Raw genomic sequence first — 21809 nt, 5'->3', positions numbered from 1 at the left:
TTACTAATGGTTAAAAAATAAGCTATGGATATTCAGTTCGATAAAGATCACCTCTGGCACCCTTATACCTCTATGAATAACCCGCTGCCCTGCTACGGCGTGGTTTCAGCAAAGGGCGTTCAGCTTGAATTAGAGAATGGTCTTCAAGTAATTGATGGCATGAGTTCTTGGTGGTCAGTCCTGCATGGTTATAACCATCCTAGGCTCAATCAAGCCATTAAAGATCAGGTGGACAAGGTCAGCCATGTGATGTTTGGCGGCCTCACCCATGAGCCAGCCATCGAACTGGGTAAAAAGCTGGTTAGTTTAAGTCCAAAGGGCCTGGATAAAGTCTTCTTGGCGGACTCAGGGTCGGTTGCCGTTGAGGTGGCCTTAAAAATGGCCATTCAATATTGGCAAGGGCGCCAGCAACCACAAAAAACCAAAATCCTGACGGTACTTAATGGTTACCATGGTGATACCTTTGGGGCGATGGCGGTGTGTGACCCTGAAAATGGCATGCATTCTATGTTTGAAGGTAGCCTTAATAAGCAAATTTTCGCCCCAGCGCCGATAACCCCTTACAATCAACCATTATGCCAGCAGGACATCGACAATATTACCCAGGCCTTTAACGAGCACCATAATGAGCTAGCGGCGATGATCATCGAACCTGTAGTTCAAGGGGCTGGCGGTATGCGCATTTATAGCCCTGAATACCTGACACTTATTCGTCAACTTTGTGATAAGCACAATGTGCTACTTATTCTTGATGAAATTGCCACCGGCTTTGGCCGTACAGGTAAGTTATTTGGTGCCGACCATGCCGGGATCTGCCCAGATATTATGTGTGTGGGCAAAACCCTTACTGGCGGCTATATGACCTTGGCCGCGACCCTATCCACCAGCGAAGTTGCCTCAGGCATCAGCGACAGCCCAGCCGGGGTGTTTATGCATGGCCCGACTTTTATGGGCAACCCGTTGGCCTGCAGTGTCGCCAATGCGTCCCTAGAGCTTATTATGGAAGGCCACTGGCAAAACCAAGTGGCTGCCATTGAAAGCCAATTAAAGCTGGGCTTAGCCCCTGCAGCCGAGTTTGATGCTGTCGCCGAAGTACGAGTCTTAGGCTCAATTGGGGTATTAGAAATGGTCAAGCCAGTCGATATGGCCAGTTTGCAAAAACGCTTTATAGAACTGGGAGTATGGGTACGCCCATTCGGCAAGTTGATTTACATTATGCCCCCCTATTGCATCAATGAAGCAGAGCTTAATACCTTAATTGATGCACTAATTACAGTAGCAAGGGAGAGCTAAGTACTTACATCCGGCAATGCATCAAACTCTTGTTTTTTAAACTCGAACCATTGCTGCATTGCCTGCTTGTCTTGCATTAATTCGCCCATTTTCAGCATTGCTGCAAGGTGGGCTTTATCTTGCTGTTGATGCATTAACATACCATGTTGCTTACTTTGCTCGGCCATTTCTTCGAAGGTGGCGGCAGTAAATTCAACATCACAGGCACCGCCAAGCTGTTTACAGGTCATCTTTTTCATTGGCATCGCTTCCTTTCTTATTCGTTTAAGTCTGTGTTAATTTAGCCTAGTACCGATACCAAAAACAAATTAACTTATGCACTTACAAAAAATCCACCACCTCGCCATTATTTGTTCTGACTACCGCGAGTCCAAGGCTTTTTATACTGACGTTTTAGGGTTAACCATAATCAAAGAAACCTATAGACAGCAAAGAGACTCTTATAAATTGGATTTAGCGCTGCCCGACGGCAGTCAAATTGAATTATTTTCGTTTCCTAATCCTCCTACAAGACCAAGCAGACCCGAAGCCCAAGGCTTAAGGCACCTTGCTTTTAGCGTGGAAGATATTGATGCCTGTGCAGCAGAATTAAAAAGTAAAGGTATCGAAGTGGAGCCAATTAGGCTGGATGAATTAACCGGCAAGCGCTTTACCTTTTTTGCCGATCCCGATGATTTACCCCTAGAGCTTTATGAAAACTAAAGGTGTAAGGTTTCTTTAATAAAAGGTATGGTCAAACGGCGTTTATGCACCAATGAGGCTTTATCTAACCTATCAAGCACATCATAAAGGGTACGCATATCACGAGTCAGTCGGTTTATCAAAAATCGGCCTGCATCTTCGGGGAGCTGCAACCCCCTTAATTCGGCTCGATGCTGCAATGCTTGCAGCTTCTGCTCATCCGCTATGGGTTGTAACTGATATGACACTCCCCATTGTAAGCGAGATTTTAGATCCGGTAATAAAAAACCCGCTTCTTTTACTGGCGCGGTGGCGGTTAACACCAACGAAGCCTTACCCGTCTCTAACACGCGGTTATAAAAATGGAATAAAGCTTCTTCCCAAATAGGGTTGCCCGCTATTTGATCAACATCATCAATGCAAATCAAATCCAGATTCTCTAATCCTTCTAGAATTGCCGGTGACATACTGGCTTGAATACTAAAAGGCAAGTAGAAAGTTTGTCTTCCCTGTTCTGTTGCCTCAGCACATGCAGCATGCAACAGATGGGTCCGTCCTGATTGTCCTGCTCCCCATAAATAAGTGCACGCCTCTCCTTGACCTTTCGCGCTCAGGCGCAGGCTTGAGATAAGTTGGTCATTACCCGCTGAATAGTAACTTTCAAAAGTTTCATCGTCAGGTAAATGCACTTGTAAGGATAATTGGGAAGAAAACACCGGTTTCAACAGTAAAGTCTCTATAAATTAAGGAGTGATTATACAAACTCAGCGAGCTTTAAACAAATCAACTCCCCATTCGTACTATTAATTGCGCCAAATATACTGATGTTCATAGGTTTGCTGTTGCTCTTGTAACAGTGACTCTATTTTAGGATCTAGCTTGAGGGCATTCAAAAAGTCCGCTTCTGTGGTATACAGTTCAACCATAAGTTCAACGCCATGGTGATTGACTTGATTAATTTGAATGGCCTTAACTTGACTCATTGAACTTATGTGCTTTTCTGCGGCAGTTAATGCTTCAATACCATCAATATTATTCAGTGTTAATAACAGCGATTGTTGCCCATCTGTACTCACTCGAGCATAACGGTTGATATAAAAATCTTTCAGCCAATTCACTAATTTGCTAGCCGACTGATTTTTATCATCGAGTTGGGATTTGCGACTGAATATTGGTTGATAAAAGCTGGCCTCTTGCACTGTACTGTTAAACAACTGCATCTCCAATTCAAAAAATCCTGCTCGACGACTCAAATTAGCAACCACAAAAAAATCCGTAGGATAACGCTTTGATGCAGTCGCTATATTAGCGATAAACCAACCTTTGATATCATTTGCATTAACCTGTGACAAATCATCTAGATCCATGGTCGGTAAAATGCCAGGTAATCCCAATTTATCGGCAATGCTTGCCAATGGTAATTCTGACTGAGTTAAGTTGGATTCTGAGATAATCGAATCAGTCGTTTGGTCATTTAACCAAACTAAGGTCATTGGTCTTTGCTTGCCCCAAACTGGCAGTTGCGCGGTTCTTAAAACTTTTTCAATCGCATCTAAATCATATTCAAGCTCAAGTATTAATCCCGAACCTTGTTCGTAGGAATACTTTCTTAAAAACTGATTTGCAACTTTAACTCTGGCTTGAACCAACGGGTGCGCAAGGGACTCCTCGGTAGAAATTTTTAAAATAATGTTCTGCATACCGAGCTCGATTGCTTTATTTAATTCTGCACGAGAACGATCGGGGACATCTATTTGAGTTTGGTTGAGCCTTTGGACTTCAACCGCGAAAAGGTTGCAGCTCATTAGAAATAATAAAGCCGTAAAAAATCTGACCATAATTCACAATTTCTGTTTGTTTTTTCAAGAGTGTAACATAACTTTTTAAACTCACAGTTTATTATCAAACAAAAAAAAGCTCCTATTCAGATAGGAGCTTAACAAGCGCTTATTTTTTAGCCGACTTATTTCATGATCGTGCCAAAAATCTTATCCCCTGCATCTCCCAAGCCAGGGATAATATAGCCATTTTCATTTAAGTGTGAATCTACCTTACCCGCATAAATAACGACATCAGGGTGAGCATTTTGCATTGCTTTTATTCCTTCAGGAGCGGCTACCAACACCAGCGCCTTAATTTGCTTACATCCCTTACTCTTGAGTAGGTTGATGGTTTCTATCATAGAACCACCGGTTGCCAACATAGGGTCAATCACGATCGCGGGGCGTTGATCCACTTCTTGAACAATTTTTTGGAAATACCATACTGGCTCTAATGTTTGTTCATTTCTTTCCATTCCCACTACCGACACCCGGGCAGAAGGCAGCATTTGTAATACCCCTTCTAACATCCCAACTCCCGCTCTTAAAATCGGTACCACCGTAGGTTTTTTGCCTGCTAAAATGGGTTGCTCAATCTCGCCATCCCAACCTTGAATTTTTCTATTTTCTAGGGGTAAATCACGACAGGCTTCATAGGTCAGTAAAATAGAAATTTCCGCAACTAACTCCCTGAACTCTTTACAGCTAATATCGCCACGGCGCAATAAAGATACTTTATGTTGAACAAGTGGGTTAGATAACTCAATAACGGCCATGGGCGCTCCTTAGCTGAACAATTTTTAAACTAATGTAATTGTAAACCTTTTTAGAATAACAGAGTGAATTTTTTATCCCTTTGAGCTCCTTCAAAGTTTTGCTTAATGATGTATTTAACTGTTCGCAAAACCCGCAAAAATTGAGGGATAGCGAATTTCCTAAAAAAGCAATGATAAGTTTCATCTACTTCAATAAAATTAATGTTAGCAAACTGCTGCTTTAGACCCGCTATGCAACCTGTTAGAATGTTGCGCAATTTACACCACAGCTTAAAATTTAGGCTGACCAAAGCTTGTAAGGAATTATTGTGAGCGCAAAACAACAATTAAGCTATAAAGATGCTGGCGTCGATATTGATGCCGGTAACAAACTAGTTGATAACATTAAATCGGTCGTTAAAAAGACCCACAGACCTGAAGTTATGGGTAACATTGGTGGTTTTGGCGCCCTGTGTGAGCTTCCAACAAAATACAAGCATCCCGTCTTGGTATCTGGCACCGATGGTGTTGGCACTAAGTTGCGCCTTGCTATCGATCACAAAAAGCACGATACAGTGGGTATCGATCTTGTTGCGATGTGTGTTAATGATTTAATTGTACAAGGTGCTGAACCTCTGTTTTTCTTAGATTATTACGCAACAGGTAAATTGGATGTTGATGTCGCTACTGATGTTGTCAGCGGTATTGGTGAAGGTTGTAGCCAATCCGGTTGCGCTCTAATCGGTGGTGAAACCGCTGAAATGCCAGGTATGTATGAAGGTGAAGATTACGATCTTGCAGGCTTTTGTGTTGGTGTAGTTGAAAAAGAAAACGTAATTGATGGTAGCAACGTGGCCCCTGGTCAAGCCTTGGTGGCACTGGGGTCATCAGGCCCTCACTCCAATGGTTATTCTTTGATCCGTAAGGTACTAGAAGTCTCTGCTGCTGACCCTCAGCAAGACCTAGAGGGTAAGCCACTGATTGAACATTTATTAGAACCAACCAAGATTTATGTGAAATCAACGCTAAACTTAATCGAGCAAATGCCAGTGCATGCCATTTCCCATATTACCGGCGGTGGCTTCTGGGAAAATATTCCTAGGGTATTACCCCAAAGTGCCAAGGCAATTTGCCAAAAAGACAGCTGGCAGTGGCCAACCGTATTTAACTGGTTGCAGGAAAACGGTAATATTGCCACCGAAGAAATGTACCGCACCTTTAACTGTGGTGTAGGCTTAATTTTAGTGGTTGATCAAGATAACGCCGACAAAGCCGTTGAGATCCTGACCGCTAACGGAGAAAACGCCTGGGTAATTGGTGAAATTGCACCGCGCCAAGGTGAAGAAGCACAAGTGGAGATCCGCTAACATGACCAAACGACTGGTGGTTTTAATTTCAGGTAATGGCTCTAACCTACAGGCCATCATAGATTCTAGCTGTAATGATGACGTAGCAGGACGTATTGTCGGGGTGATCAGCAACCGAGCGGATGCTTACGGCCTCGAGCGTGCCAAATCTGATGAGATTGATGCCATTAGTCTACCAGCCATTGCCGATGAAACCCGCAGTGATTACGACAAACGCTTAGCCGCTGAAATTGATAAGTTAAATCCAGATTTAATTATCTTAGCTGGCTTTATGCGTATTTTAACCCCGGAGTTCGTGGCTAAGTACCAAGGCAAGATGATTAACATCCACCCTTCATTACTACCCAAATACCCAGGGTTAAATACCCATGCCCGTGCCATTGAAAATAACGATGACACCCATGGGGCTTCGGTGCATTTTGTGACTGCAGAAGTTGACGGTGGTCCAGTGATTTTACAGGGCAAGGTGCCAGTATTTGCCGATGACGATATCGCCACCTTGCAAGAGCGTGTTCACGATCAAGAACATCGCATCTATCCTATGGTCGTGCAATGGTTTATTGATGGTCGTTTAATTATGCAAGCTGATAAAGCCATCCTGGATGGCCAAGTTTTACCTGAAAATGGTTATGCCAGCGAATAAGCGTTGCGTTTGATTATCATACAAAAAACCGCATTAAATGCGGTTTTTTTGTGCGCCACGACATTTCAACAAGCAGATGTTAACAACTGCAACACAAAGTTAAGATTTTTTCACTGTGCTAACGGCTGTCACTATGGTACTTATGAGTGCATTACAGTTAAGTAAACTTTATTTTTGCCGGAGTTAGCAGTATGTGTTCAGTATTTTCCATCCTTGATATCAAATCTGATCCATCTAAGCTACGCAGCGTTGCTTTAGAAATGTCTAAAAAGCTTCGCCACCGTGGCCCAGATTGGTCAGGTATTTATGCCTCAGACAAGGCTATCCTTGCCCATGAACGTCTATCAATTGTCGGTGTAAACAGTGGTGCCCAACCTCTTTACAGCGAAGATAAATCGATTGTGCTTGCAGTCAATGGTGAGATTTATAATCACAAAGAACTAAAAGCAGAACTTGGTGATAAATACACTTACCAAACTGAATCCGATTGTGAAGTTATTTTGGCTCTTTACCAAGAATACGGAAATGATTTTCTAGATAAGATCAATGGTATTTTTGCCTTCGTACTCTATGACATTAAAAATGACCGCTACCTAATTGGTCGTGACCATATGGGCATTATCCCGCTATACACGGGTTTTGACGAATCAGGAAACTTTTATGTCGCCTCAGAAATGAAAGCCCTTAGCCCTGTGTGCCGCACCATAGAAGAATTTCAACCCCGTCACTTCTTAGATTCACAAATCGGTGAGCTAACGCAGTACTACCATCGTCAATGGCGCAATTTTGATGAAGTCAAAGACAACCCTGCAAATGTTCAAGACTTGCGTAAGGGTCTACAAGATGCCGTAAAACGCCAGCTAATGTCTGACGTGCCTTATGGTGTGTTGCTATCTGGTGGTCTTGATTCATCGGTGATTTCAGCCATTACTAAACAGTTTGCCAACAAACGCATTGAAGACAATGATCAGTCTGATGCTTGGTGGCCACAACTGCACTCATTTGCTGTCGGTCTTAAAGGGGCTCCAGATCTTATTGCGGCACAAAAAGTAGCAGACCATTTGGGAACCATTCATCACGAAATCAATTTTACTTTCCAAGAAGGGTTGGATGCCCTCAAAGACGTCATTTATCATCTTGAAACTTATGATGTGACCACGATTCGTGCTTCAACACCAATGTATCTAATGGCGCGTAAAATTAAAGCCATGGGTATTAAGATGGTCCTTTCAGGTGAAGGTTCAGATGAGCTATTTGGTGGCTACTTATACTTCCACAAAGCCCCTAACGCCAAAGAGTTTCACGAAGAAACGGTGCGTAAACTAGACAAACTGCATATGTTTGACTGTGCCCGAGCGAATAAAGCCATGGCCGCTTGGGGGATTGAAGCTCGAGTGCCTTTCTTAGATAAAGAGTTCATTGACATCGCCATGAACTTTAACCCAGAAGCGAAAATGATCACTGGTGAGCGCATTGAGAAGCACGCCCTGCGTGAAGCCTTTGCCGACGATTTACCAGAGTCAGTAGCATGGCGTCAAAAAGAACAATTCAGTGACGGCGTAGGTTACTCTTGGATTGATGGCTTAAAAGAACAAGCTGAAAAGCTAGTTTCTGCCCAAGAGTTGGAAAACGCACACTTTAAGTTCCCACACAATACGCCGGATACCAAAGAAGGCTACCTGTACCGCTCTATCTTTACTGAGCTGTTCCCACAGGAATCTGCCGCGCAATGTGTTCCAGGTGGTAAATCTGTAGCGTGTTCTACACCTGAGGCATTGGCTTGGGATGAAAGCTTTATGAATAATGCCGATCCATCTGGACGAGCAATGAAAGCGGTTCATAACGATAGTTACTAATCCATAAGTGTTAATTATTAAAAGGAGCCTTTCGGCTCCTTTTGGTTATGTTATTCTTTGTTAAAACAAATACTAATTAGGGTCTGTTGACCTTTGCTGTTTGTTTCTGCAGCAATTTGTTAGTCTTTGCTCTTTATTTAAAAGGAATAAGGCGGCGCGATTGACGTGTGGTTGTTCCACACCAATGAGCGCCAACGCAGTTGAAATGGCTAACAAACGCTGTCCGCAGGATGCGTTTAAAGGTCAGCCTAGCTGTGTTACTCTCATTTTACATAGAATAACTATGCTTCAATTCGAGTGCCTTGCTATCTTGCCCTTTAATTCGCACATAAAGTAAACATGAAAGGTCAACAGACCCTAAGTACAATGAAAAAAGATACTCAGATCATTAGCGCAGGACGCTCAAAAAAGTGGGCCCCTAATACCGTAAACCCAGGTGTTACCCGCGCCTCAACTGTGGTATTTCACAATACCGATGAATTAAAACATGCCACCCAAAATCGTGGCGATAAAGTTATGTTTTACGGCCGCCGCGGCACAGACACCACCTTTGCTTTTCAAGAAGCCATAAGTGAGATTGAAGGCTACGCGGGTACTGCCGTTTACCCCTGTGGTACCGCCGCGATTACCGGTGCCTTATTGTCATTTTTAAAAGCCGGTGACCACTTACTTATGGTGGATACTGTGTATGAACCCACCCGTGATTTTTGTGACAAGATGCTGGCCAACCTTGGGGTAACCACCACCTATTACGATCCATTAATTGGTGCTGGGATTGAAGAGTTGGTGCAACAGAACACTAAGGTGATCTTTACCGAAAGCCCAGGCTCTATCACTATGGAAGTGCAAGATATTCCAAGCATTGTCGCTGTCGCTAAAAAACACAATATTATCACCATGCTCGATAACACTTGGGGCACCGCAGTTAATTTTGATGCTTCAGGCTTTGGCATTGATGTTTGCGTGCAAGCCGCCACCAAGTATGTGGTTGGCCATTCCGATGTGATGCTTGGTACCGCGTCTACCACCGAAGCACTTTGGCCGACTCTACGCGAACAAAGTTACTTACTGGGCTATTGTGTTTCACCAGATGACATTTATCTAGCCGCCCGTGGCCTACGTACTATGTCAGTTCGTCTTAAGCAACACCAGCAGGCAGCATTAAAGATAGCGAAGTGGATTGAAGCACGCCCAGAGGTCGATCATCTTCGTCATCCCGCCTTTCCAAGCAACCCTGGTCATGAATTCTTTAAACGTGATTTTAATGGTTCTAATGGTTTGTTTTCATTCGTATTGAACTGTGGTAACCGTGCCGCCGTCAATGCCATGGTCAATGGTATGAAGTATTTTAAAATGGGCTACTCTTGGGGAGGATTTGAATCACTGATCATGCCTACCCATGATGTCAACGCCATTCGTTCTATCAAAAACTGGCAAGCCGATGGTCCCCTCATACGTTTGCATATCGGCCTTGAAGATGTAGAAGATTTGATTGCCGACCTTGCAGCTGGTTTTGAACGCTTTAATCAAGCATTGGCAGACTGATCCCCTCGAAAGCCCAAATTAAGTTTGGGCTTTTTACAAATTATCAGCACCTTATAAAATTCTTTTCTATATTTACAATGATTACAAAGAAAAGGAAAAAACAGTGCGTACAGTCATTTTATTGCTTTTATTGCTGCCATCATTAGCCGTCGCGAAGGATATTTATTTAGGGGTAAAAGTGGGTGACAGTCGATTACCTGACTTACAAAAACAAATTCCACTCAATACCCATGATATTTTCGATGCGAATGGTGCCTATGGGGTCTTTGCTGGGTACCAATTGCTAGACTGGTTGAGTCTTGAAGGCGGCTATAACTCGTTGGCGAAAGCCCTGCTAAATGATGGCGCTGCGGGCAATTATAAGGTTGGTGGTATCGAAATGGCCGCCATGTTGCATTATCCTAATATTAATGAGCACCATGTCTTTGCCCGGCTAGGTCAAATTCACTATGAGTGGCAATCTAACGGCACAGAATTTAACCTCAACGATAAGGGGTGGGGGGATGTTTGGGGCTTTGGTGGCGCCTATATCATCACCGCAGATGTCTCTACCAGATTAGAGTATCAAGTCTACCCCGACCTTAATAAACAGCAGCTCAGACTGTTGAGCTTATCTGTTGTTTATCGCTTTTAATGGCAAACTGTTTATGGCAAATAGACCAACATTGGCTTAATGATGATCAATCTTATTTGCTGCTACAGGCCCTACAACAGCTTGAATTGACAAGACCGAGTGTAACCGTATTCGGCAAGCAGCACCTCATCCCTAGGCAACAGGCATGGTTAGCGCTTGTTGGCTGCCAATATAAGTACTCGGGCCTACTATTAGACCCCACCCCTTTCCCAAAAGCTATTGATGGCATCCGTCTAAAACTCAATGAAACATTCAGCACTCAGCTTAATGCCTGTTTAGTCAATCATTACCGTAATGGCACAGAACATATGGGGTGGCACCGAGACAACGAGCCTGAAATCGTGCCTAACAGTGACATCTTTATCTTATCACTTGGAGCCAGCCGCGATTTACATATCAAGCACAGGCAAACACAGCAAAAATGGTCACTGCAGCTAAAATCTGGCTCTCTTTTACACATGAAAAAGGGCATGCAAAATGATTATTTGCATGCCCTTCCTAAACGTTTAAAAGTGCTCGAGCCTAGGTTTTCACTGACCTTTAGGGAGATAATCCCTAACTTTTATGAATAACTGCTTTTTCTAGCCACAGCAAAGGCCATTAGCATAATAATAAGTAATGGAATACAGCTAAGTAGCAAGCTTTGCCAGCCTAGTACGGCTAACACCCAACCTGCCCCAAGGGTAACACTGGCTTGTACGCCGAATACTAGGGTGTCGTTTATGCCCTGCACCTTAAAACCTTCCCCTTCGTTATAGCATTTAGGCAGCAATGCCGTCGCCCCCACAAATAAAAAGTTCCAGCCGATACCCAATAGCACTAGGGTCAGCCAATAATGGCTAAATACCTCTGAATAAAAGCCCATGACTAAGGTGAGCGCATATATGAACAAACCAGCTAACATCATGTTGCGAATACCAAACTTGGCAAATAACCAACCACTGACTAATGAAGGCAAATACATCGCCATAATATGGCTTTGAATGACCCATTTGGTATCGGCGAGTGAATAATGCTCGTGGTGGTGCATGTGCAAAGGCGTGGCCGTCATAATAAAGCTCATCATGGCAAAGGCAACGGCTGCCCCTAATATAGCGACCCAAATCAATGGATTGGCCAGCACTTCACGTCTTTTACGAATATTTAGAGTTTGGACTTGCTGATTGTCTTTAACTTCGACAGGCTGATAGCCTGAGATAAACACTAAGCCGGTAATGGCTAGCACACTCATGGCGAGGAAGGCTCCCACATAGTTCACCTCGAATAAGCCATTCATATACAAGGCCAAGTCTGGGCCAACGATGGCCGCAATCAGACCACCGAGCAATATTTTAGAGGCGGCACTGGCGGCAAGTTCAGGGGCAACCGATTCCATAGCGGCAAAGCGGTATTGGGCATTAATGGCACCACTCATACCCAATAAGATACTAGCTAAACACAACAATTCGAAGTGGCCTATAGAGACGGCAAACGATCCTAATAAACCACTGCTACTGGTTAATAAAATAGCCAAAATAAAAATAGGCTTACGGCCAAAGCGCGCCATTAATTTAGTGGCTGGCATAACGGAAATAAACAAACCAATCACCATGAGTGCGACCGGTAAAGTGGCAAACATACTATTGGGTGCCATTTCAGAGCCTGCTAAAGCACCAAACAACATCATGATCGGTGCTCCAGCGCTGATCATTCCCTGGCTCAACATCAATAGCCATACATTTTTAGACATACTTATCCCTATATTCGCTTACATCTGTTAGCTGCAAGGCTTTAAAAGCTGCAAAATTGTTAATGACATAGTGCTGATACAAACCAATTCAGCACAAAAACCTAACAATTAGGCCTCGTTATCGTAGTAACGCTGTTTTTATAAAGTGCTTTAAGGTAACATTTTAGCTCGACTTAAATACAGATAATTATTATCTGTAAACAAGCATTAATGTAGAGGCGCATACGCTATCAGTAGCTTAGTTGAGGGTGACAACCTATGAACCTAAGTGAAAGGAGTCTATGCCGAAGTTAAAGGGGCGTCATCCCCAATAACTGGGGCTGTACTGAAGTAAGTACAGCACTGCCATAGTAAATTTTTACACTATGGAGCGCTACTGTAAAAAGGTCTTACTGCCTCACGGCACAACATTATTCCTTTCAGAAGCCTCCGTTACTATATTCAAAAAAAGTAGTACGCAATGGTTCAAGATAATTATATTAACTATGCCGATTCGGCACTTTCAATTTTACCCCCTGTGATCGCGATTGGCTTGGCGATTATTACCCGTAAAGTTTTACTTTCATTAGGGCTTGGGATCTTAACAGGTATCGCTTTACTGACTGACTTTTCAGTTGCCGCTATTGCGGATGAAACCATATCACGAGCGATAGCGCTAGTTTGGCAAGATGGTAGCTGGAGCAGCTGGAATTTATACACCATAGGCTTTCTGCTTAGCATGGGAGCACTGATGGCGATCATTTCAGTATCCGGTGGGACTGCGGCATTTGGCAATTGGGCCAGATCTAAAGTTCGTAGTGGCAAGGATTCCCAGTTAATGACCTTAGCTCTTGGGGTCATTATTTTTATTGATGATTATTTTAATACTCTCTTAGTCGGTAACGTCGCTCGCCCTGTAACGGATAGATATCAAATATCACGTGAGAAACTTGCCTATTGTATTGACTCAACTTCAGCGCCTGTATGTGTGATTTCACCCATTTCTACTTGGGGTGCTTACATTATGTCGCTACTGGCCAGTATTCTAGTCTTACATGGTATCGACAGCAGTACTCTGGCGGTATTCGTACAAATGATCCCCTTGAATTTTTATGCGGTTTTTGCCTTAGCTATTTTGCTTTGTGTGGTGCTGTTTGATATCAATATTGGGCCAATGGCAAAAGCTGAAATGCGCGCCAAAAAAGCGGAGCTTTGGGATCACGCCAAAGGCAACCCAGCAGGTGAAGATATTGGCCTACCAGAATCGGAGAAAGGCACGGTTGCCAACTTAGTCGTGCCGCTGGTGATGCTTATTCTATTGGTGGTGTTTTTTATGCTGCAATCGGGTGCTGCAGTATTAAGTCAAAATGGCCAAAGTTTCAGTTTAATTGGTGCATTAGAAAATGCGGCAGGCTCACAGTCAATGTGCTTCGCAGGTATGATCACCATCGCGGTTAATATTATTTGGTTAAAAGTCAAAGGTGAGCCTACAAGCTACCTCACTCAAGGTATCATTTCTGGTATCAAATCCATGCTTCCAGCCGTTTATATTTTGGTGCTTGCTTGGACGATCGCTGGTGTCATCAGTGACTTACAAACGGGTAAATTTTTAGCCTCCCTTGCCCAAGGTAATTTATCGGCAGCAATGATCCCTATGCTTGTATTCTTATTGAGTGCATTAACCGCATTAGCCACAGGCACCAGTTATGGTACTTTTGCAATCATGTTGCCTATTGCCGCTAACCTAGCTGGCGCCATGGAACCAAGTCTAATGATGGCCAGTATGGCAGCGGTATTAGCTGGAGGCGTATTTGGCGACCATTGTTCGCCAATTTCAGATACCACTATTTTATCGTCGACGGGTTCAGCCTGTCACCATATTGACCATGTTGCTACCCAGCTTCCTTATGCGCTACTTGCGGCTATTGCAAGTATTGCCGGTTATTTGGTACTTGGCTTTACGGGATCATTGCTTTTTGCACTTGCGACAGGTAGCGCACTTCTAGCAGTCATCTTTATTGTTTTAAATAAACGCAAGTACAGTTAGCTGTTTAACCGCCGCAGCCTAGCCCATGATGGCTAGCTGCCATCAAGTTCTTGCAATAAAAAAGCCCTCAACTATTGTTGAGGGCTTTTTAGTATCAGCTTATTTTTAGTTGATAAATTAAAACGACTCGCGTAATGCCACCGTTAAGTTAAACACGGGTTTATCTTTAGTGAAGTCTTTGCTGTCGGCACAATAATAGCCTTCACGCTCGAACTGGTAAGCTTTTGACGCTTCAGCGTTAACCAATGAAGGTTCAATCACACCATGCTTAACCACTAGTGATTCTGGGTTTAGGGCCTCTGTAAGCTCTAGACCGTTGGGGTTGGCCACATTAAATAGCTTGTTGTAAACACGGAACTCAGCCGCAACCGCCGTTTCTGCTGCAACCCAGTGGATTACACCTTTAACCTTACGGCCATCACTTGGGTTCTTACCTAATGTTTCTTTGTCATAAGTACAGTAGATAGTGGTCACATTGCCATCGGCGTCTTTGTCACAACGCTCAGCTTTAATCACGTAAGCACCACGTAGACGAACTTCTTTACCCAGCACTAAACGCTTGTACTTCTTGTTACCTTCTTCACGGAAGTCGGCAGCATCGATTAGGATTTCGCGGCCAAATGGCATTTCGCGAGTGCCCATTTCTTCCTTATTCGGGTGATTCTTAACATTAAGAATTTCTGTATCACCGTCAAAGTTTTCGATAACCAGTTTAATTGGATCAAGCACGGCCATGGCACGAGGTGCATTTTCGTTTAGGTCTTCACGAATACAAGCTTCTAACATTGGCATTTCTACCATGTTTTCCATCTTGGTTACGCCAATACGCTTACAGAACTCAACAATAGAGCCAGGGGTATAACCACGACGACGTAAACCGGCAATCGTTGGCATGCGAGGATCATCCCAACCGTCCACATGACCTTCAGTCACTAATGCGCTTAGCTTACGCTTAGACATCATGGTGTATTCAAGGTTTAGACGAGAAAATTCATACTGATGTGGACGCGCTTCAATAGAGATGTTATCCAGCACCCAGTCGTACAGACGACGGTTGTCTTGGAACTCTAGGGTACACAGTGAGTGGGTGATGTTCTCAATCGCATCCGAAATACAATGGGTAAAGTCGTACATTGGGTATATGCACCACTTGTCACCCGTTTGGTGATGGTGAGCGAATTTAACACGGTAAATGACCGGGTCGCGCATCACCATAAAGCTAGAAGCCATGTCGATTTTAGCACGTAAACAACACTCGCCTTCTTTAAACTCGCCGTTCTTCATTTTTTCGAACAGGGCTAAGTTTTCTTCCGGCGTAGTATTTCGGTATGGACTCTCTTTACCTGGCTCAGTTAGAGTGCCACGGTATTCACGCATTTCGTCTGGACTTAAAAAATCAACATAAGCTAAACCTTTGTTGATGAGTTCAATCGCATAACCATAAAGGGCGTCAAAGTAGTTTGATGAGTAGCGAACCTCTCCAGCCCACTCAAAACCAAGCCATTTAACGTCTTCTTGAATTGAATTTACGAAATCGATGTCTTCTTTTTCAGGGTTGGTATCATCAAATCGTAAGTTACAAAGGCCTTTATAATCCTGGGCGATACCAAAATTAAGGCAGATAGATTTAGCGTGGCCAATGTGTAAGTACCCATTTGGCTCAGGCGGGAAACGAGTTTGCACTTGGGTGTGCTTGCCACTCTCAAGATCGGTATCGATGATATTACGAATGAAGTTACTTGGGCGTACTTCTTTCTCTAGGTCACTCATGGAGCCCCTCTATTCAAACAAAGATTTCTAAAAGCATATAGCCGCGTATAATCCTATATATTCTAGTTAAGTACAATCCCAAAGCCCGATTATTGTACTGCCAATTGCAAGGTTTTTTATTTCCACCGTCTATTTGTGCAATTAGCATACAAAAATGGGAGGCAAAGCCTCCCATTGACCCAATCCAGTAAGTGATTATCCGATTAACTTAATATCAATCCTATCGCTATCGCCACGCTTCAGGCCCTGTTGCTTTAACCACAGGTACAAGCCTGTAAGCCCTGCCACAAAAGCGACAATCCACATTACCGAAGCGATAGGGTTTATTGCAAAAATACTGAGTTGGTAAAAGGTCACGCCAACGCCGTAGGCTAAGAAGAAGGTCCAACCGGCGCTGAACAATGCCCATTGTTTGCCAAACTCATTGACCAATGCGCCCATAGCCGCCGCACAAGGGGTGTAAAGCAGCACAAATAATAAAAAAGCAAAGGCGGCTGCGCGGGAACCAAAGCCATTTTCAAGGCTGTCAAAGGTCGAAGTATCCACCTCTTGCTCTTCGGCAGCAGTGGAGCGATCTTCGATATTCCCCAAGTTTAGAGATAATGGGTCCTCAGGGGCAATATCGCCGAGGTTAGCTCCAATAGATTCAAGCGCTTCATCAAAGCGTACTGCCATTGGTTGCATAACCTCGTCTTCATCCGCTTGACTGTATAGATTGTTTAGGGTGCCCACTACCGCTTCTTTAGCAAACAAACCCGTCACAATGCCGACCGTGGCAGGCCAGTTATCATTGCTAATGCCCATAGGGTTAAATACTGGCGTGACGGTTTGACTTACTTTTGCCAATACTGAATCACCTTTGTCTTGGTGCCCAAACGAACCATCGGTACCAATAGAATTCACAAAGTGTAAAATCGCCACCACAGTGATAATGGTAACACCAGCCCCTGTCACAAAGCTTTTGGTACGGCGGTAGGTCTTTTGGGCAACCATGGCAAGACTTGGCATTTCATAGGCTGGCAGCTCCATAATGCCTGAGGTTGATTCCCCCGGCAGTACCGTATGCTTAAGCAATAAGCCAGTGCCTACCGCTGCTAAAATACCAATAAAGTACAATAGGAATACTAAGTTCTGACCACTCTCAGGAAAGAATGCCGCGGCAAATAAGGCGTACACAGGTAAACGGGCACCACAGGACATAAACGGTGCCATCATACCGGTGATCACACGTTCACGTTCATCCCCTAAGGTACGGGTCGCCATAATTGCCGGTACACTGCAACCAAAGCCAACAATCATAGGCACGAAAGCCTTACCAGGCAGGCCTATTTTACGCATGAAGCCATCAACCACAAAGGCTGCGCGGGATAGATAGCCTGAAGCTTCAAGTACCGATAAGGCGATATAAAGCGCGGCAATCACAGGAATAAAGGTGGCCACGGTTTGAATGCCAGAACCAATACCACCCGCCAAAATAGTCACCATCCATTCTGGTAAGCCAATTTGGGTTAGCCAATACTCACCCTGCTCAACAAAAATCGCACCCGCTAAAATATCAAAAAAATCAATAAAGGCACTGCCGACATTGATTGAGAACATAAACATTAGGTACATCATAAATAGGAAAATCGGCACCCCTAATACTGGGTGTAAGACCAATTGATCGATTTTATCAGTCAGGGTTTTCGTCAAGGTTTTACTAATCGCTGCTTCATACACATCGTCAGCCCATTGGTAACGACTGCTGGCAAGCTCTGTCATCCAATCAATACTAGGTTGTTTTACCAACTGATTAAATTGCTGATAACGACTGCTTTGATCATTTAATAGGGTTTCAATTTGAGGCGAGTAAATCACCCTTCCCTGAGGTGCAGGTTGCGTAGCTAAAGCCGCTATGGCTTGGCTCACTTTAGCTAGATCTTTACTGTTTTTAGCATTTACCGCTATCACTGCACAGCCTAAATGCTGCGCCAGCGCATCCAAATCAACACTAATGCCACGGCGTTTGGCAGCATCGATTTTATTAACGACCACTAACATTGGTAAACCAAGTTCAAGTAACTGGGCAGTTAAATATAAATGGCGCTCAATATTGGTAGCGTCAATTAAATTTACAATGCCATCGAGCTCAGTTTCCAACAAAAAGTTTTGCGCTAATTGCTCATCAAGGGAGCATTCACTGCGATTAACCGCAGGCGTTATGTCGTAAATACCTGGTAAATCTGTAAGCTTAGCGTCGTATGCCACATTCGCTATTTTTGCAGAAGTGGTCGCAACGGTAACTCCTGACCAGTTACCCACTTGTTGGGAGCGCCCAGTTAGGCCATTAAAAAGGGTGGATTTGCCGGCATTGGGATTACCCACCGTGACAAAGTGGAAGCACTTATTCGTCGTCATTATTGGCTCACCTCAATCATCTGCGCTAATTCATTGCGAAGACATAAAAGGCTACCACGAATTTCAATTTCAACACTGTGACCTAACGGTGCAAAACGCACCAAAGTCATTGTTGCGTTCGGGGTAACTCCCATAGCTAACAGCTTACGCTTGTTAACAGGGCTTATTTGTTCATTAAAGCTCAGCACTTGGGCGTCACTGCCAATGGTCATTTGGCTGATATTCATTCAAGGCTCTCCTTTGAGCACAATAATTATCGTTATCTATTCTTTCTAAATGAGAACCATTATCAACTAATCCAATGCGCATAGCAAAGTATTAATTGTAAATTAGTTAACTTAGTCCTTTTATTTGTCTACTAAACCATCAACATGACAGTATTAGCTTGATCACTTCTGCCATTTGGCCAACTTAGATGCATCAGTTTGCTCAATGCGACTTGGTTATTTGGGGTAGGTATTTTGCTGCCAGATGAGCATTGTCTTTTACTGGTGTTAATGATTTAAATTAATTCAAACATATATCATACAAACAATGCTCGCCGTTATGCGCCAAAATTAGTGAAAAGTATCAGGTTAAATCCGCCTGCTGGTATATAAAACCTGTCATGACAGATAATTTTTGCTGCAACCTTCAACCCATAGCTTCAACCTATAGAAATCAACTTGGTCTCTACACCATAGTCAATAATGCTAACCCTATGTGATTTTTATTGCTGCCTGATATTCAAGGAATTGAATGTTGTTCTGAGCTCAATAAAAGCAAATAAAAACAACAAGAGGGAACGCTATGCCAAGGTTCAAAACGAGCAAAATAGCTAAGTTTATTGCTACAGCTGTATTGCTTAATTCAAGTTATGTTTTAGCTGAAGAAGCATCAGAACAACAAGACTTACAAGACATTGAAGTGCTACAAATTACTTCCAGCGGCCGCCTTGGTCTAGCCAGTGAAGTGCCAATGAATGTTACCGCCATGGGCGCTGACGAACTGCGTAGCAAAAACATTACCGATGCCAAGGCATTAATTGCTGATTCGGTCGTGATCAGTGCACCACTTAACTCGGCCCGTTTAGGCGAATCAGTCACGGTTCGTGGCCTGAACGTCTCTGCCGCTAGTGCCAACAACCTAGCGTCATTTGAGCGTACCACCCTTGCTTATTACTTAGATAACACTGCTCTACCACGAATGACTTATCGTTTAAAAGATATTTCAAGGGTAGAAACTCTACTAGGTCCACAAGGTACCCTATACGGTGGCGGTTCCCTAGGCGGTACCATACGTTACATTACCAATAAACCAGATACTGAAGAGCTAACGGTTGACGTTAATACCAGCATTTACCATGTACAAAATGGCAGCCTCAGTAACGATACTGACGTTACCTTAAACCTGCCATTAACCGATACGCTAGCTTTCCGTGCTAATGTTTCTCATCTAGATGACAACGGCTATACCGACCGTGTTAAGCAAGCCGTATGGTGGGATGAGTCAAACCATAAGCTTGGGTCGCCTGCTGGTGAAGTATTTGAAGATGACGACTGGCAAGACAGCACAGGCGCTCGCTTACAATTAAAGTGGGCACCGACAGATACTTTTGATATCAACTTTGCTTATACCCGCCAAAAGCAAAAAGCCCATGGTACCTCAGGTGCCAGCCGCTGGGACGAAACCGCGGCTTGTGAGAGCCTATATGCCGGTCAAAACTGTAACCTTGAAGCCCAAGAATCGCCATACCAATACGACCGTTATACCATTCAACGTGTGCATGAAGAATTTACCGATCGCTTGTTTGAAATGGGCAGTGTTGAAATTAACTGGGATCTTGGTTTTGCCAATCTAATGAGCTCAACTTCTGGTTATAAAGATGACAGTGCCGGTCAAGCCGACTACCTAAACTACGGTGATGAGTATTATGGCTGGATCCCAGGTATGGGCTTTAGCGAGACTAAAGAGTCGGCGCTATTAAAAACCGATAACGACTACCAAGGTATTGAGCATGAAACCCGCTTAACCTCGACCATTGATAGCCCGTTAAGCTGGATTGCTGGCTTTTACTATTCAGACAGACAAAGCACGCTCAAATTCTGGGAAGTGTTTAAAGGCTTAGATAAAGCGATGAGCGATGATTGGGGTGGCTATAACCCTGATGATTATTATGTACGCCCTGAAGCCGATACTGGCTACTTTGAAGATGCTGATTCTAAGTATCAAGAATTTGCTATCTATGGTGAACTTGGCTACCAAGTAACCGATGCTTGGAATGTAACCCTTGGGGCCCGTTTCTTCAACTGGAAGGATACCAACCTGCGCTCTATTGAAGATTACACCGGCTATATTGGCACTGTAACCAATGAAACTGTACAAGAAGGCACTGGCGATTCTATCTTCAAGTTTAATACCTCTTACAATGTTGCAGACAGTCAATTGTTATACTTTACTGCTTCCCAAGGCTTCCGTCGTGGCGGTACCAACAGCTACCGTGACATGGGTGACCTAAAAGTCAGTAAAGAGGCCCAAATTTACGATCCAGATACCACCACTAACTATGAGTTTGGTTATAAAGGCACCAGTCTAGATAACGATTTGTATGTTCAGCTGAACGCGTTCCATATCGATTGGGATAATACTCAAACCTATAACGCCCAGTACATTGAGATCTTCCCGCTAAACGGTACCAATAATGGTCCAGCAGCTAAATCCCAAGGTATTGAAGCGCAAGTACGTTACAACTTAACTGATAACTTTAGCGTTAAGTGGGAAACCGCCACTGCTAAAGCTGAGTTTGTTGAAAACAAATCGCTGTGTATCTTTGAAGGTGGCGAAGCGGCTGAAGGGAACCAATGTCGTACCTGGTACAAAGGTGGTGAGCTCGGCGGTACACCAACTTGGCGTCACAATCTAGCGTTTAACTACACCCAAGAGCTAGGCGATGGTGTATTAGATGCCAATATACGCGCTAAATACGTGGGTGAGATGCTAAGCGACCGTGCCGATGCCAATGCTGATGGCAGTATTGATGAGCCATACAAATACGATGCTTACACTTTATTAAATGCTCAGGTAAGTTACTCTATTGACGCTTGGACTGCATCGCTTTGGATTAATAACCTAACCAATGAAGCCGCTGAGGTATCTTACCAAGACCAAGGCGCACCATTTGGCTACACCAGCATTTATGCTCAGCCACGTACCATTGGCTTAAACTTCAGCTACAACTTTGTGAATTAATTTAAAGCACAGTTGTTCGAAGAAAACGGGTCTGTTACAAAGGCCTTAGACAAGGGCCAGTGATG

General features: G+C 43.8%; 18 protein-coding genes and 1 riboswitch. Of the genes, 10 read left to right on the top strand and 8 right to left on the bottom strand.

Annotation, left to right across the window (positions count from 1 at the left end; genetic code table 11):
- Positions 1-24: 24 nt before the first annotated feature.
- Complete coding sequence (gene bioA / locus GFB48_RS12415; RefSeq protein WP_163936119.1) at positions 25-1293, top strand: adenosylmethionine--8-amino-7-oxononanoate transaminase; 1269 nt, start codon at positions 25-27, stop codon at positions 1291-1293.
- Here bioA and GFB48_RS12410 read toward each other — a convergent pair.
- Positions 1290-1532 (bottom strand): DUF1059 domain-containing protein, encoded by a 243-nt coding sequence (locus tag GFB48_RS12410; RefSeq protein ID WP_163936114.1) that lies wholly within the window; start codon positions 1530-1532, stop codon positions 1290-1292. The genes bioA and GFB48_RS12410 overlap by 4 nt on opposite strands.
- A gap of 76 nt (positions 1533-1608) precedes the next feature.
- Here GFB48_RS12410 and GFB48_RS12405 point away from each other — a divergent pair, with 76 nt between their 5' ends.
- Positions 1609-1995, top strand: a complete 387-nt coding sequence (locus GFB48_RS12405) for a VOC family protein (RefSeq protein WP_163936111.1) — start codon at positions 1609-1611, stop codon at positions 1993-1995.
- Here the strand turns inward: GFB48_RS12405 and hda are convergent.
- The 3 genes from hda to upp all read right to left on the bottom strand — a co-directional run bounded on the left by hda (position 1992) and on the right by upp (position 4570).
- Positions 1992-2699: a DnaA inactivator Hda gene (gene hda / locus GFB48_RS12400; protein ID WP_163936108.1), complete on the bottom strand. Its 708-nt coding sequence runs from the start codon at positions 2697-2699 to the stop codon at positions 1992-1994. The two genes, GFB48_RS12405 and hda, sit on opposite strands and share 4 nt — an antisense overlap.
- A 78-nt stretch (positions 2700-2777) precedes the next feature.
- Positions 2778-3779 carry a DUF2066 domain-containing protein gene (locus GFB48_RS12395; RefSeq protein ID WP_163936106.1) on the bottom strand — a complete coding sequence of 334 codons (1002 nt, stop codon included), beginning with the start codon at positions 3777-3779 and terminating at the stop codon, positions 2778-2780.
- 158 nt (positions 3780-3937) lie between these two features.
- The gene (gene upp / locus GFB48_RS12390; protein ID WP_163936103.1) at positions 3938-4570 is read right to left on the bottom strand and encodes a uracil phosphoribosyltransferase; all 633 of its coding nucleotides are present in this window, start codon (positions 4568-4570) and stop codon (positions 3938-3940) included.
- A 308-nt stretch (positions 4571-4878) separates the two neighbouring features.
- Here upp and purM point away from each other — a divergent pair, with 308 nt between their 5' ends.
- The 6 genes from purM to GFB48_RS12360 all read left to right on the top strand — a co-directional run bounded on the left by purM (position 4879) and on the right by GFB48_RS12360 (position 11166).
- A complete protein-coding gene (purM, locus tag GFB48_RS12385; protein WP_163936100.1) occupies positions 4879-5916 on the top strand; it encodes a phosphoribosylformylglycinamidine cyclo-ligase in 1038 nt (345 codons plus the stop codon).
- Position 5917: 1 nt separating this feature from the next.
- Positions 5918-6559, top strand: coding sequence for a phosphoribosylglycinamide formyltransferase (gene purN, locus GFB48_RS12380; RefSeq protein WP_163936098.1), 642 nt, complete (start codon positions 5918-5920; stop codon positions 6557-6559).
- A 191-nt stretch (positions 6560-6750) separates the two neighbouring features.
- A complete protein-coding gene (asnB, locus tag GFB48_RS12375; protein WP_163936095.1) occupies positions 6751-8415 on the top strand; it encodes an asparagine synthase B in 1665 nt (554 codons plus the stop codon).
- 339 nt (positions 8416-8754) lie between these two features.
- Entirely contained in the window at positions 8755-9960 is a 1206-nt protein-coding gene (locus GFB48_RS12370) for a cystathionine beta-lyase (RefSeq protein ID WP_240464870.1), read from the top strand.
- A 103-nt stretch (positions 9961-10063) separates the two neighbouring features.
- A complete protein-coding gene (locus GFB48_RS12365) occupies positions 10064-10594 on the top strand; it encodes an outer membrane beta-barrel protein (protein WP_163936092.1) in 531 nt (176 codons plus the stop codon).
- Entirely contained in the window at positions 10594-11166 is a 573-nt protein-coding gene (locus GFB48_RS12360; protein WP_163936089.1) for an alpha-ketoglutarate-dependent dioxygenase AlkB, read from the top strand. The genes GFB48_RS12365 and GFB48_RS12360 overlap by 1 nt, the downstream gene beginning before the upstream one ends.
- Here GFB48_RS12360 and GFB48_RS12355 read toward each other — a convergent pair.
- Entirely contained in the window at positions 11157-12323 is a 1167-nt protein-coding gene (locus tag GFB48_RS12355) for an MFS transporter (RefSeq protein ID WP_163936086.1), read from the bottom strand. The two genes, GFB48_RS12360 and GFB48_RS12355, sit on opposite strands and share 10 nt — an antisense overlap.
- 205 nt (positions 12324-12528) lie before the next feature.
- A riboswitch (Lysine riboswitch) is annotated at positions 12529-12707 on the top strand.
- 76 nt (positions 12708-12783) lie between these two features.
- Here GFB48_RS12355 and GFB48_RS12350 point away from each other — a divergent pair.
- Positions 12784-14349, top strand: coding sequence for a Na+/H+ antiporter NhaC family protein (locus GFB48_RS12350; protein WP_163936083.1), 1566 nt, complete (start codon positions 12784-12786; stop codon positions 14347-14349).
- Positions 14350-14466: 117 nt separating this feature from the next.
- On the opposite strand, the gene glnS is transcribed toward GFB48_RS12350, so the two are convergent.
- From glnS to GFB48_RS12335, 3 genes are all read right to left on the bottom strand, one after another.
- The gene (gene glnS / locus GFB48_RS12345; RefSeq protein ID WP_163936081.1) at positions 14467-16119 is read right to left on the bottom strand and encodes a glutamine--tRNA ligase; all 1653 of its coding nucleotides are present in this window, start codon (positions 16117-16119) and stop codon (positions 14467-14469) included.
- Positions 16120-16314: 195 nt separating this feature from the next.
- The gene (feoB, locus tag GFB48_RS12340) at positions 16315-18516 is read right to left on the bottom strand and encodes a ferrous iron transport protein B (protein WP_163936078.1); all 2202 of its coding nucleotides are present in this window, start codon (positions 18514-18516) and stop codon (positions 16315-16317) included.
- Positions 18516-18743 carry a FeoA family protein gene (locus GFB48_RS12335; RefSeq protein WP_163936075.1) on the bottom strand — a complete coding sequence of 76 codons (228 nt, stop codon included), beginning with the start codon at positions 18741-18743 and terminating at the stop codon, positions 18516-18518. The genes feoB and GFB48_RS12335 overlap by 1 nt, the downstream gene beginning before the upstream one ends.
- A gap of 562 nt (positions 18744-19305) precedes the next feature.
- Here GFB48_RS12335 and GFB48_RS12330 point away from each other — a divergent pair.
- A complete protein-coding gene (locus GFB48_RS12330) occupies positions 19306-21744 on the top strand; it encodes a TonB-dependent receptor (protein ID WP_163936073.1) in 2439 nt (812 codons plus the stop codon).
- Positions 21745-21809: the final 65 nt, after the last annotated feature.

The sequence above is a fragment of the Paraferrimonas sp. SM1919 genome, from assembly GCF_010993985.1.
In the GTDB taxonomy this organism is placed as follows: Bacteria; Pseudomonadota; Gammaproteobacteria; order Enterobacterales; family Shewanellaceae; genus SM1919.
The sequence above is the reverse complement of the archived record's forward strand: the minus strand, read 5'-3'. Positions and strand labels throughout refer to the sequence as shown.